This is a genomic window from Vibrio sp. Vb1337, from assembly GCF_033338715.1.
Taxonomy (GTDB): Bacteria; Pseudomonadota; Gammaproteobacteria; order Enterobacterales; family Vibrionaceae; genus Vibrio; species Vibrio alginolyticus.
Genome location: NZ_JAWOTD010000008.1, coordinates 42,375 through 54,579, shown reverse-complemented (window position 1 = coordinate 54,579; position 12,205 = coordinate 42,375). Strand labels below are relative to the sequence as shown.

Sequence of the window (12,205 nt, the reverse complement as noted above, 5' to 3'; positions counted from 1 at the left end):
GACACAGAGGACATGGATAATGGTTCTAAAGCATACCACTCCTAGTGAAAAGGCTTCCCACCCGATCCCGCAAGAAGCTTTCGATTGGTACGACGAATACGCCCACGGAAAAATCTCGCGCCGTGAGTTTCTAAATAGGCTGGGTGGCCTTGCTGTGCTTGGCTTTAGCATGACAGCACTGGTCGATGCGCTAACCCCGAATTACGCACTCGCAGAACAAGTTTCATTTAACGATCCTGACATCAAAGCAACTTACGAAACCTTTCCATCTCCAAATGGGCATGGAGAAGGGCGTGGTTATTTGGTGATGCCACAGAAGAAGACCTTGAAATCGCCGACCGTGTTGGTGATTCATGAAAACCGAGGTCTGAACCCTTATATCAAAGATGTCGCAAGACGACTTGCAAAAGATGGCTTTATTGCTTTCGCTCCAGACGCGCTTTATCCACTCGGCGGCTATCCGGGGAACGACGATGAGGGGCGCGCCATGCAGAAAGAGATGGACAGAGCCAAGATCGAACAAGACTTTATTGCAGCCGCGAACTTCCTCAAACAATACGAGGGTGGCAACGGTAAATTGGGCGCGGTTGGATTCTGCTTCGGTGGATACATTGTCAACATGCTTGCCGCGGTAATGCCAGAAGAGCTCGATGCAGGTGTGCCTTTCTATGGAACACCAGCGGCGCAAGAGATCCAAAAGCAAGTCAAAGGACCGTTGATGATTCACTTTGCAGGGCTCGATAAGCGTGTTAACGACACATGGCCTGCTTATGAGCAGCAATTGATCGCAACCGACGCACAGTATCAAGCGTTAATGTATGAGAACGTCAACCACGGCTTCCATAACGACTCAACAGCACGCTACGCACCGGAAGAAGCAGCACTCGCTTGGGAGCGCACACTCGGCTTCTTCAAAGAACATCTTGCCTCTGGTTAAAACGCTTCAGCTTTAGTTGGCACATTCCTTGTTATGTCTCTCTTAGTGAGTGAGATATAAACAAGGAATGTGCATGACTCAATCAACGTCAAAAACACCCATCATAGTATGCTGTGATAGCCTCCAAGAGCAGGCTCGATTGTCCGGCTTATTGAGCAAAGATTACGACAACATCATCGGTTGCCAATTGGCACAACTAGAAACGTTAATGCAACGAGAACCGTCAGCAAGCATTGTGGTTGGATGGCAGCAGCCAACGGCAGAACTGCGTTTGATCGTCGATTTCTGCCGCAGAAAATCGGCACCACTTCTTATCGTCTTAAAGCAATTATCATCCAATGATATCAATCGGTTATCAGAAAAAATGGACTATGTTCTTATGCCGAACGATAGTGAGTTTGCACTTCAACCTTGGATTGAACATGCGACATTAGTGAGAGCGAAATTCGAAAGTATGCAATCGGAAATTGAATCGCTGACCCACAAGATTGAAGAGCGCAAGCTGGTGGAAAAAGCCAAAGGTCTGCTGATGAAGATGCACAGCGTTGATGAAGATCAGGCTTATAAAGCGCTTAGAAATTCGGCCATGCAATCGAGCCAAACGCTCGCACAAGTTGCCAAGAATTTGATAACTACTTTGGAAGTGTTGGATTAGTTGCTCTACCACTTTGGGGTTAGGGTGCATTTTCTAACGTGGTGCGTGTTGCACTATCAGCAAGCAATAACAGGGAATAAGAAACGGTGGAATAATCTAATTTATTGTATTTACTGTAAAAAATAAGTTGGCACAGTAATTGGATTAGTAGAATTGGGTTTATTGTTGAATCGCTTATCTCAATTATCAACGGCGGTAATTGTAGACTTAGCAACGGCGCTACTGCTCTTCGGAGTAGTGGCGCTTTTTTTATGGGAGCAAACCAATGAAATGGAGTTCGATGCTGAAAGTGTCAGCAATTTCGTTGTCGGTATTCACCACGGTTAGCGTAAAGGCAGAGTTGGGTGAACCAGAAATTGAAGACCTGAAGTTTGGTTTTATTAAGTTAACCGATATGGCACCGCTGGCGGTTGCTTATGAGAAAGGCTTTTTTGAAGACGAAGGCTTGTACGTCACTTTAGAAGCGCAAGCAAACTGGAAGGTGCTATTAGACCGAGTCATCGACGGTGAGCTTGCGGGCGCGCACATGCTTGCTGGTCAGCCATTGGGCGCGACGATTGGTGTTGGCACAAAAGCAGAAGTGATTACTGCGTTCAGTATGGATTTGAACGGCAACGCAATCACGGTTTCCAATGATACTTGGGAACAGATGAAGCAATACATTCCCAAACAACCAGATGGCAAACCTGTTCACCCAATCAAAGCGGATGCGCTGAAGCCTGTGGTCGACAGCTATCTGGATAAAGGCAAACCGTTCAACATGGGCATGGTGTTCCCTGTATCGACACACAACTATGAGTTGCGTTACTGGTTAGCGGCAGGCGGGATTCATCCAGGTTTTTATGCACCAGAATCAGGCGATAACAGTGGCCAGTTGGATGCTGACGTTCTTTTGAGTGTTACACCGCCACCACAAATGCCAGCCACAATGGAAGCGGGCACAATCAAAGGCTACTGCGTTGGCGAACCATGGAACCAACAAGCTGTGTTCAAGGGCATTGGTACACCAGTCGTGACCGATTACGAGATCTGGAAGAACAACCCAGAGAAAGTATTTGGTGTTTCTAAAGCTTGGGCTGAGAAGTATCCAAACACGCACATTCGCGTAGTGAAAGCCTTGATTCGAGCGGCACATTGGTTAGATGAAAACGACAATGCCAACCGCCAAGAGGCAGTGAAGATGCTATCAAAAAGCGAATACGTTGGAGCCGATGCCGAAGTTATTGCTAACTCGATGACGGGCACATTTGAATACGAGAAAGGCGACAAACGAGACGTGCCAGACTTCAACGTGTTCTTCCGTCATAACGCCACTTATCCGTATTACAGCGATGCGATTTGGTACCTGACCCAAATGCGTCGCTGGGGACAGATCTCAAGCGAGAAATCCGATGATTGGTACATGGATGTCGCAAAAGAGGTTTACCGACCGGACATTTACCAACAAGCGGCTCAAGCGCTAATTGAAGATGGTGTGTTGAGTAAAAAAGACTTCCCAGATTTTAGTGCTGAAGATGGTTTCCGTGCACCACAAACACACTTTATCGACAACATCGTTTATGACGGTCGCGAGCCAAATAAATATCTAGAGAAGTTCTCTATCGGGCTTAAAGGAAAAGACAAGGTTTAACCATAACGATAAACGCCACAGGCGAGGGGATTCGCTTGTGGCAACAAGGATGTAAATTTCTTAGGAGTGAGTATGTCTAGTAATGTCATTTCCCTTTTTCCTGCTAAGCAGGTAGTGAACCGAAGTCGGTTGGTACTTTTGCCCGTCATTGGTTTGCTGATATTTTTGGCAATGTGGCACTTAGCAGCGAGAGAAGTGCAAACCTCATTAGGTACGCTACCGGGGCCTGTGCAAACTTTTCAGCAGTTCAGCAACCTTGTCGATGACCATTGGCAAGAGCGAGAAAAGGAACAAGCGTTTATCGAACGTCAGGAAAAACGCAATGCTGCGAAGTTAGTCAAGAATCCGGATGCGGAAGTGAAGATTCGTCCTTACACAGGTAAACCGACGTTCTTCGACCAAATCATAACAAGCTTAGTGACTGTGACTGCAGGCTTTCTGTTGGCGACGGTTATTGCGATTCCGCTTGGCATCGTGCTTGGTCTTAATCAAGGGCTGTATCAAGCGTTCAACCCAATCATTCAATTGCTCAAGCCCGTATCACCTTTGGCTTGGCTGCCTATCGTCACTATGGTTGTAAGTGCCACTTATGTGAGTGATGACCCGATGTTTGCTAAGTCGTTCATTAACTCTCTGATCACAGTGGCGCTGTGTAGCTTATGGCCGACGCTGATTAATACCGCCGTGGGCGTAACGAGCGTTGATAAAGACTTGGTCAACGTGAGCAAAGTACTTCAACTTTCGTGGTGGCAGCACATTCGCACCATCGTTTTACCTTCTGCCATTCCAATGATCTTCACCGGTTTACGTCTCTCTTTAGGTATCGCTTGGATGGTGTTGATTGCGGCAGAAATGCTCGCTCAGAACCCAGGGTTAGGCAAGTTCGTTTGGGATGAATTCCAAAACGGCAGCTCGGCATCATTGGGTCGTATTATGGTCGCCGTCATCACGATCGGCTTTATTGGATTGATGCTCGATAGAGGCATGTTGCAACTTCAAAAGTGGCTGTCTTGGAATAAACAACAAGCGTTGAGATAAGGGAAAAGATCATGGAAAAAGCATTATTAGATCTAACGCGTTTAGGGATGCGATTCCCAACGCCAGATGGCGAGTTCATCGCGCTTAAGAACGTCGATTTACAAATCAATAAAGGCGAGTTTGTATCCCTAATTGGTCACTCTGGCTGTGGTAAATCAACGGTATTGAACTTAGTCGCAGGGCTGCACATGCCAACAGATGGCGGCGTGATCGTCGATGGACGAGAAGTAGCTGGACCGGGACCTGACCGCGCAGTGGTGTTCCAAAACCATTCATTATTGCCTTGGCTCACCGTGTATCAAAACGTTGAGCTTGCAGTAAAACAAATTGCAGTCAAAAAGGGCAAAGCGTGGATTCAGGAACAAGTGAATCACTACTTGGAGTTGATTCAAATGCAGCATGCCGCGCACAAAAAACCGGATGAAATCTCGGGTGGTATGAAGCAGCGAGTCGGCATCGCGAGAGCACTGGCACTTCAACCAAAGGTTTTGCTGATGGATGAACCATTTGGCGCGTTGGATGCGTTAACTCGTGCGCATTTGCAGGATGCACTGATGAAGATTCAAGCCGAGCTAAACAATACCGTCATCATGATTACCCATGACGTGGATGAAGCCGTGCTGCTATCTGACAAAATCGTGATGATGACTAACGGACCAGCAGCAACCATTGGTGAAGTGTTAGAAGTGAATCTACCGCGCCCTCGTGAGCGTGTAGCACTGGCGGATGATGCGCAGTATCAGAAGTGTCGACAAGCGGTGCTGAAGTTTCTTTACGAGAAGCAATCCAAAGTCGAGATTCCTGCTTCGAAAGAAGACAAACCCAAAACCGCAGCGCAAACGGCATAAGGAGGCAGCGATGAACAGTCCTTTAACGATTCCAGTAAAGAACGCATTGAGCCACATCGTTGTGGTAGGTAACGGTATGGTCGGGCAACACCTTGTCGAGCAATTGGTGCAGAAAAACGCGCATTTGGAGCACCGAATTACCGTGATTGGTGCAGAGCGTTTTATCGCGTATGACCGTGTACAGTTGTCCTCTTTGTTTGCGGGTAAGTCTCATGATGATTTAATGCTGAGTAACCAAGAATGGTACGACATACATGGCATCCAACTCGTACTTGGCAGCCAAGTAATAGGCATCGACAGAGAACAAAAGCGCATTCTTCTTGATGGTGAAGATGTGCTGGGTTACGACCAACTCGTGCTCGCGACCGGTTCTTACCCATTTGTGCCGCCAATTGAAGGTAAAGACCGCGACAATGTGTTTGTCTACCGCACGCTTGATGATCTTTCACAGATCAAAAAGGCATGTGAAGGTGCAAGAACAGGTGCAGTGATTGGCGGTGGCTTATTGGGTTTAGAAGCGGCAAACGCACTCAAACTATTGGGGTTAGAAACTCACGTCATTGAATTTGCGCCTCGCCTGATGCCTGTACAGTTAGATGATGGTGCTGGCTTAGTGCTAAAAGAGAAGATTGAAGCGCTAGGGCTAACCGTTCACACCTCAACGGGTACGGAACGAATCTGCGATGGTGAAACGGCTAAGCATCGTATGGTGTTTAAAGACAAAGATCCTCTCGAAGTGGATGTGATTGTCTTCTCCGCAGGCATTCGTCCTCAAGATGAGTTGGCAAGGCTGGCTGAGCTAGAAATAGGCGAGCGAGGCGGCATTGTGATTAATAACCAATGCCAAACCAGCGATGAGAACATTTACGCGATTGGCGAATGTGCCCTTTGGGAGCAGAAGATCTTTGGTTTAGTCGCACCCGGTTACACCATGGCGAGAACCACTGCCGATGTCTTGACTGGTATGCCAAGCGAAGGTTTTAAAGGCGCAGACATGAGCACCAAGCTCAAGCTGCTTGGGGTGGATGTGGCGTCTATCGGCGATGCACAAATGCAAACCGAAGGCGCTCAAGAAATGGTGTTGCAAGATGCGGTTGCAGGCATCTACAAAAAGCTGGTGGTTGATGCGAGCGGCACCCAATTGCTTGGTGCGATTCTCGTTGGTGACAACAGTGACTACGATGCGCTCTTACAGTGTTATTTGAACAAAACGGTTCTACCAGACCACGCCGCGAACCTGTTGTTTGATACCGGAATGCTTGATGGAGAGATGCCAGACAGCGCCATCATCTGTTCTTGTCACAACGTCACAAAAGGCGACTTAGTTGCCGAGATACAAGCTGGCACTACCAACCTGACGGACCTTAAAGCCAACACCAAAGCCGGTACTGGCTGTGGTGGCTGTAGCAATATGGTCAAGTCGGTATTGGATACTCAACTGGCAGCCATGGGGGTAGAGGTTAACAACCACCTTTGTGAGCACTTTGAGTTAAGTCGCCAAGAGATGTTCCATATTTGCCAAGTAGAACAGATTAAAGACTTCGACACCTTAATTGCACTGCATGGCAAAGGGCATGGGTGTGATATCTGTAAGCCGACAGCGGCATCTGTGTTTGCTTCTTTGTGGAATGAACACATCATGGAGCCACAGCATCAATCTCTGCAAGATTCTAACGATGCTTTCATGGCTAACCTGCAAAAAGATGGCTCTTACTCGATAGTGCCTCGTGTTCCGGGCGGCGAAATCACACCAGACAAACTTATCGTGCTAGGCGAAGTTGCTCAGCAATACGATCTATACACCAAGATCACTGGCGGTCAGCGCGTGGATTTATTTGGTGCGCAGTTAGAACAGCTTCCTGAAATCTGGCAAACCTTAATCGATGCTGGTTTTGAAACAGGGCACGCCTACGGCAAGTCGGTGCGCACCGTGAAATCTTGTGTGGGTTCTACTTGGTGTCGCTATGGTGTTGATGACTCGGTCGGATTAGCCATTGAGTTAGAGAACCGCTACAAAGGATTGCGAGCGCCCCATAAGCTTAAGTTTGCCGTATCGGGATGTACTCGCGAGTGTGCAGAAGCGCAAAGTAAAGACATTGGGGTGATCGCCACTGAAAACGGCTGGAATCTATATGTGTGTGGTAATGGCGGCATGAGACCAAGACACGCTGATTTGTTTGCATCCGACTTATCCAAACCAGAGTTGATCACCATGATTGACCGAGTCTTGATGTTCTACGTCAGCACCGCTGATCGCTTGCAGCGCACGTCAGTGTGGATGGAGAACATGGAAGGGGGCCTAGATTACCTTAAACAAGTGATTTTGGATGACTATCTGAATCTATGTGATTCTTTGGATGAACAAATGGCGCGAGTCGTAGATACTTATCAATGTGAGTGGAAGAGTACGTTGGATAATCCTCAAAAATTGCAACGCTTCCGTCCTTTCTTGAACAGCACGTCGGGCAGTAAAGTCTTACCGTACCAACGTGTGCGCGGTCAGCGTATTCCAGTGAAACAGGAGGTGTAAATGGCAGCTTTAACCAAAGTGAAATTGTGTCAGCTTGGTGACCTAATGCCGTTCATCGGTGCCACGGTGTTGATTGAAGGCGAGCATGTCGCGCTATTCTACATTCCTGATAGCGGTGTTTACGCCGTTCAAGATTGGGACCCAATTGGTAAGGCTTATGTGATGAGTCGAGGGATTGTCGGTGATATCGATGGTGAGATGTGTGTTGCATCACCGCTATACAAACAACACTTCAGTTTAAAGAGTGGGCAGTGTTTGGAAGACGATGCGCACTGCCTAAAAACGTGGCAAGTAACGATCGACGATAATCAGGTTTGTTATTTAGTCGAAGAATGATCCTCGAAATTAGCTTGCGCGATATGAGTAAATTCTTAGCGTAAGAGACAAGCGAATAAAGCTCCAGAGACACCACAGTATGGCTCTGGAGCTTTTTACTATTTGGAAGGATTCACTTGTAGTTCGGTATAGCCAGTCGAGTCGTCCATCGCTCTAGTGAACTCAAGCTCTGAGTAAGAATGGATGATCAATTCTGCGGTAGTATCAATCACTGTGCCTTCCAGCAAATGCCCACCCCAAACTAGTCCATCACGATCAGACACCGAGATATGAACGTGCTGATGCTCAGGCGTTAGTGTTCCCATCACAGAGACGATTTCAAATGGCTCTTGTTTGGTTAACTTACTCTCTGCACCTGCCAAACGAAGGTTGAGGTCAGAGATACAGCCAACGCATGAGGCAATCGAGCCTGCTTTGATACCATGCTGCTCGACCAATTTCGCTAGGCTCAGCTTTAAGTCCATGCCTTTGGTAAGACGTACTGCTATCACTTCAATCGACATGTCACTTCCTAATCAAAACCAGCAAGCAGGAAAGCGCGGTATCCAAGTCGGCATAACGTTTGGCTTTGCCAAGTACGCGCATACCTTGCATGTTGTTGAGAACAAAACGAGCGAGCTCTTCTGGTTTCAACGTTTTCGGCACTAAGGTTTCTTTTTGCGCATTGGTCAGCGCATCCGCAATGATGTCGATAAGATGGTCGAACAAAAAATGCCCTTTACGCAGTACATCATCGTCTTCACCAGCGTGCTCAATCAACGCATTTTGGATAAAACACCCACAGTTGCGTTTGCGTTGCAGTTCAGCAAAGGATTTGAGGAACGATTCCAACTCAGGTAAGGACGCGTCGTCTTTTTCCAAATCATTCAGTGACGGTAGCGAGACCTTTTTCAAGTAGGTATCGAGCGCTTCGTAGTAGAGCTGTTGCTTGTCACCATAGGTGTTGTAAAGACTGAAGCGGTTGATGTTCAACTCGTCGGTGAGATCCGAGATAGACGTGTTCGCAAAGCCCTTGCGCCAAAACACATCCATAGCCACGAGAAGCTTTTCATCTCGGTCGAAGTTGGCTTTTCTTGCCATAAATTACCTGCCTGGGTCTGCTTATCGGGTAGTTAAATTGCTTTGGAGGGATGGTACAGAGAACCTCTAGCGTTCGAACTGAACCAATATGATGAATACCCATCTATTCTTGGGTATCAACCTCCAAATTCATGTGAACTCACAAACGGCATCAAAAATCTCGCTCAGCAAACAGACCCACAACTGTTTGAAAATTTTTGATAGTGAAGTTCTTGACTGATCGTTTATAAACTGGCTACAGTATATCCTAACCAATCGGTTAGAAAAAGATAAAAGGATGTGAAATGAAGCTCTATGAAACCGCAATGACTCCAAGTTGTAAGCGAGTTAGCATTTTTCTAAAGGAAATCGGTGGCGAGGTTGAGCGAATTGCGCTGAACGTTCGTGAGGGCGATAACCTATCTGAACCGTTTAAATCGAAAAGCGTGAACGGTAAAGTGCCTCTACTAGAACTGGATGATGGTACGACGATCTGTGAAAGCGTGGCGATTTGTCGCTACCTAGATGAAGCGTTTGAAAATGATCTGGCGCTGTTTGGTGCTAACCAGCTCGAACGTGCTCAGGTGGAAATGTGGCATCGTGTGGTGGAGTTCCAAGGACTAAATGCGGCATTTCAGGCGTTTCGAAACATGACCGGAGTTTATGGAGACAGAGAACGTTGCGTTGAAGCATGGGGCGAAGAATCAAAACAACGCGTCTACGAATTTCTGCCTGTCTTAGACAAGCGTCTTGAACATAATGATTTTATCGCCGTAGACCATTTTACTATTGTCGATATAACAGGCTTTATTTTGATCAGTTTCGCAATTAAAGGCCTAGAAATTGATGTGCTATCGACGTCGCCAAACATTGCTCGATGGTATAACCAAATTTTAGCTAGACCTGCATTTCAGAGTTAATGTATTGCAGCGAGTGGATGATAGCTCGCTGCTACTACCTTACCGATTCTTAACTCAGCAGGATATTCAAATTTTTTCAGATTTTTCTTATTTTTTCTCCTATCGCCTATAATTGGAAAAACAACCTCAATTTGCTTCGTTGCGTTTTAGAGCCTCGAGCTCTTGGTCCGTAGACGCTCTCTTTCATCATGGAAAGTCTAATAATAGACAAGGAGAGGTCATGAATATTCAAGTGAAAACTATCAATAATATTTTAATAGCCCTGTTAATGGTTTCGGTTTTTGGTCTATTCGCACTGTACCTCAATTACACACAGCAGAATGAACAGATTGAAAGGCTGCAAAGTCAGTTAATCGAAAAAGAGCATCAGATACTAATTTCTAATGAAGCGTTGTCTTACACTCGATATCAACACCAATTATTAGCCGAAGACTACAGCCGTTTTAGAAATGAGCAGTCAGTGACTAGTGTTTTGCGTTAGCCAGTAAAGCAACCGTATTAAGGAGGAAGATGAAACCCATTCTTTTGGTCGATGATAGTAAAACAGTCCTGCTTTACATCAGCAGTGCATTGGAAAAGCAAGGCTATGAAGTGCTTGCTGTTGAAGACGGACGAGCGGCGCTCGAAGTGCTAACCCACCGCCCTGATATTCAGTTTGTGCTGAGTGATTTAATGATGCCTGGAATTAGTGGTATTGAATTGTGTCGCCAATTAAAATCTAAAGTTAGCGAGCGTTACATTTTCTTTGTTCTACTGTCTTCTAGAAATGACCAAAGTTCGATCGTGAAAGGCATTGATGCTGGCGCAGATGATTTCGTAGATAAGAAGACGTCTGTAGAGGAACTTCAGGCCAGAATCCGTGCGGGGTTTCGTACTTTAGAACTGCACAACAAACTCGTTGAGAGAAATAAAGAACTAGATGCGGCCTATCAAACAATTCACCAAGACCTGCAGTCTGCGAGTCATCTGATGGAGCAACTACTCCCTTCTGAATCAACTATCCAAAATATACAGTTTAGTTATGTCTACAAACCATGCTCCCAGATTGGTGGTGATATGTTGGGGTATTTGGAGCTCGATGAACAACATGTTGCGTTTTATGTATTTGATGTTTCTGGTCATGGTGTTTCTTCAGCTTTGATGGCTTTTTCTATTCAACAGACGCTATCTCAAAGTCAGGGGCCTGATTCGATCACGATGGAGTTGAGAGATGACGGCTATTGCGTAAGTGAGCCTGCATCTGTGATTGAACGGCTAAATCGGCGTTATCAGCAAACTAGAAACAGTCAACTTTACTTTACTATGGCTTACGCCATTCTTAACACAAAATCAGGGCGACTTAGCTATTGCACGGCTGGCCACCCCAGGATCTTAGTTTGGCGAGCGAGTACGAAAACGATGGAACAGATAGGTGACGATAACTTTATCGTTGGTGCAATGCAGCCGATGGAATATATCGGTAACCAAATTAGTCTGGATGAGGGCGATGCATTGTGGCTTTATTCGGATGGTTTGATTGAAGCGAGACAGGGTGAGGAGATGTTTTCACTACAACGATTGGCATCGAGTGTAAAAGCTGTTTGCACGCTGCCAGTTGAAGATCAAGTGGGAGACGTCTTTAAAAAAGTACAATCTTGGCACAACGAAGATGAGTTTGATGATGATGCCAGCCTTTTACAGGTAAAATGGCATGGTGAGAGGCTCGATTTTAAGGAAAAGAATGTCAAAGAGCGAATTTAAACGAACTTACGGGAGCTCCCTTACTCACTCACGAAGTGCGAGCAAAGACGTTGTTCGGTTTTTGATGGGTCATCAAATCCCCTTAAATGCAATTCAATCATTGGAGCTTTGTGTCGTTGAGCTCATGAATAACGCTTATATTCATTCTTACAGTGAAATAGAAGGCCTGCCAATTGAAGTGGAGTGTAGGGTTGGGGATGACCAAGTGTCCGGTTTCGTGGAACTGAGAGTCTCTGATTGCGGAGCGCCGATCAATGAAAAGACGTTCATCCAACATAAAAATAAACAGATTGAGGCACCTAACTTAATGGATGACGATAGTTGGTCCTCCTCTGGTCGCGGACTGATGTTAGTCGCTCAATTATCTGACCTGTTTACATTGGAAAAAGGTTTCGAAAACAATACGTTTGTTGTAGTGAAAAGGAATAGGGAGAGAAACTAACAACCAAGCAAAGTCGATTTGCTTCACTTGGTCCCTAGCGTTAATCTGACGGTTGCGTTGTATATCATTG

13 protein-coding genes are annotated in these 12,205 nt (G+C 46.2%); 11 read left to right on the top strand and 2 right to left on the bottom strand.

Translation table 11 applies throughout. The features are described from left to right. Positions 1 to 19 precede the first annotated feature (19 nt). From R7E42_RS10985 to nirD, 7 genes are all read left to right on the top strand, one after another. A complete protein-coding gene (locus R7E42_RS10985) occupies positions 20 to 937 on the top strand; it encodes a dienelactone hydrolase family protein (protein WP_318072656.1) in 918 nt (305 codons plus the stop codon). 73 nt (positions 938 to 1,010) lie between these two features. Further along, a complete protein-coding gene (locus tag R7E42_RS10980; RefSeq protein WP_318072655.1) occupies positions 1,011 to 1,592 on the top strand; it encodes an ANTAR domain-containing response regulator in 582 nt (193 codons plus the stop codon). A 265-nt stretch (positions 1,593 to 1,857) separates the two neighbouring features. Further along, positions 1,858 to 3,222, top strand: a complete 1,365-nt coding sequence (locus tag R7E42_RS10975; protein ID WP_005387573.1) for a CmpA/NrtA family ABC transporter substrate-binding protein — start codon at positions 1,858 to 1,860, stop codon at positions 3,220 to 3,222. A gap of 72 nt (positions 3,223 to 3,294) precedes the next feature. After that, complete coding sequence (locus R7E42_RS10970) at positions 3,295 to 4,260, top strand: ABC transporter permease (protein ID WP_005387563.1); 966 nt, start codon at positions 3,295 to 3,297, stop codon at positions 4,258 to 4,260. An 11-nt stretch (positions 4,261 to 4,271) separates the two neighbouring features. Continuing rightward, on the top strand, positions 4,272 to 5,108 hold the full coding sequence (locus R7E42_RS10965; RefSeq protein ID WP_005387561.1) for an ABC transporter ATP-binding protein: 837 nt from the start codon (positions 4,272 to 4,274) through the stop codon (positions 5,106 to 5,108). Positions 5,109 to 5,118: 10 nt separating this feature from the next. Continuing rightward, a complete protein-coding gene (gene nirB / locus R7E42_RS10960; protein WP_318072654.1) occupies positions 5,119 to 7,638 on the top strand; it encodes a nitrite reductase large subunit NirB in 2,520 nt (839 codons plus the stop codon). Next, positions 7,639 to 7,974, top strand: coding sequence for a nitrite reductase small subunit NirD (nirD, locus tag R7E42_RS10955; RefSeq protein WP_005387555.1), 336 nt, complete (start codon positions 7,639 to 7,641; stop codon positions 7,972 to 7,974). It abuts the gene before it with no gap. Positions 7,975 to 8,072: 98 nt separating this feature from the next. Here the strand turns inward: nirD and R7E42_RS10950 are convergent, their stop codons facing one another. Both R7E42_RS10950 and R7E42_RS10945 read right to left on the bottom strand, forming a co-directional pair. Further along, a complete protein-coding gene (locus tag R7E42_RS10950; protein WP_151515507.1) occupies positions 8,073 to 8,477 on the bottom strand; it encodes a PPC domain-containing DNA-binding protein in 405 nt (134 codons plus the stop codon). A gap of 1 nt (position 8,478) precedes the next feature. After that, a complete protein-coding gene (locus R7E42_RS10945; RefSeq protein ID WP_005375904.1) occupies positions 8,479 to 9,054 on the bottom strand; it encodes a TetR/AcrR family transcriptional regulator in 576 nt (191 codons plus the stop codon). A 284-nt stretch (positions 9,055 to 9,338) separates the two neighbouring features. Here R7E42_RS10945 and R7E42_RS10940 point away from each other — a divergent pair, with 284 nt between their 5' ends. The 4 genes from R7E42_RS10940 (at position 9,339) to R7E42_RS10925 (ending at position 12,135) form a co-directional block, all read left to right on the top strand. Beyond that, positions 9,339 to 9,953: a glutathione S-transferase family protein gene (locus R7E42_RS10940; protein ID WP_005375905.1), complete on the top strand. Its 615-nt coding sequence runs from the start codon at positions 9,339 to 9,341 to the stop codon at positions 9,951 to 9,953. A 220-nt stretch (positions 9,954 to 10,173) separates the two neighbouring features. Next, positions 10,174 to 10,434, top strand: coding sequence for a hypothetical protein (locus R7E42_RS10935; protein WP_005375908.1), 261 nt, complete (start codon positions 10,174 to 10,176; stop codon positions 10,432 to 10,434). A 29-nt stretch (positions 10,435 to 10,463) separates the two neighbouring features. Beyond that, complete coding sequence (locus R7E42_RS10930; RefSeq protein ID WP_318070641.1) at positions 10,464 to 11,693, top strand: PP2C family protein-serine/threonine phosphatase; 1,230 nt, start codon at positions 10,464 to 10,466, stop codon at positions 11,691 to 11,693. Then, positions 11,674 to 12,135: an ATP-binding protein gene (locus R7E42_RS10925; protein WP_025998580.1), complete on the top strand. Its 462-nt coding sequence runs from the start codon at positions 11,674 to 11,676 to the stop codon at positions 12,133 to 12,135. Before R7E42_RS10930 ends, R7E42_RS10925 begins: the two co-directional genes overlap by 20 nt. The last annotated feature ends 70 nt before the right edge of the window (positions 12,136 to 12,205 follow it).

Excerpts from the sequence above, each read along its gene's own strand:
- R7E42_RS10930 (WP_318070641.1), top strand. The coding sequence starts at position 10,464 with ATGAAACCCATTCTTTTGGTCGATGATAGTAAAACAGTCCTGCTTTAC.
- R7E42_RS10985 (WP_318072656.1), top strand. The coding sequence starts at position 20 with ATGGTTCTAAAGCATACCACTCCTAGTGAAAAGGCTTCCCACCCGATC.
- R7E42_RS10940 (WP_005375905.1), top strand. The coding sequence starts at position 9,339 with ATGAAGCTCTATGAAACCGCAATGACTCCAAGTTGTAAGCGAGTTAGC.
- R7E42_RS10945 (WP_005375904.1), bottom strand. The coding sequence starts at position 9,054 with ATGGCAAGAAAAGCCAACTTCGACCGAGATGAAAAGCTTCTCGTGGCT.
- R7E42_RS10935 (WP_005375908.1), top strand. The coding sequence starts at position 10,174 with ATGAATATTCAAGTGAAAACTATCAATAATATTTTAATAGCCCTGTTA.
- nirD (WP_005387555.1), top strand. The coding sequence starts at position 7,639 with ATGGCAGCTTTAACCAAAGTGAAATTGTGTCAGCTTGGTGACCTAATG.
- nirB (WP_318072654.1), top strand. The coding sequence starts at position 5,119 with ATGAACAGTCCTTTAACGATTCCAGTAAAGAACGCATTGAGCCACATC.
- R7E42_RS10975 (WP_005387573.1), top strand. The coding sequence starts at position 1,858 with ATGAAATGGAGTTCGATGCTGAAAGTGTCAGCAATTTCGTTGTCGGTA.
- R7E42_RS10980 (WP_318072655.1), top strand. The coding sequence starts at position 1,011 with ATGACTCAATCAACGTCAAAAACACCCATCATAGTATGCTGTGATAGC.
- R7E42_RS10965 (WP_005387561.1), top strand. The coding sequence starts at position 4,272 with ATGGAAAAAGCATTATTAGATCTAACGCGTTTAGGGATGCGATTCCCA.
- R7E42_RS10950 (WP_151515507.1), bottom strand. The coding sequence starts at position 8,477 with ATGTCGATTGAAGTGATAGCAGTACGTCTTACCAAAGGCATGGACTTA.
- R7E42_RS10925 (WP_025998580.1), top strand. The coding sequence starts at position 11,674 with ATGTCAAAGAGCGAATTTAAACGAACTTACGGGAGCTCCCTTACTCAC.
- R7E42_RS10970 (WP_005387563.1), top strand. The coding sequence starts at position 3,295 with ATGTCTAGTAATGTCATTTCCCTTTTTCCTGCTAAGCAGGTAGTGAAC.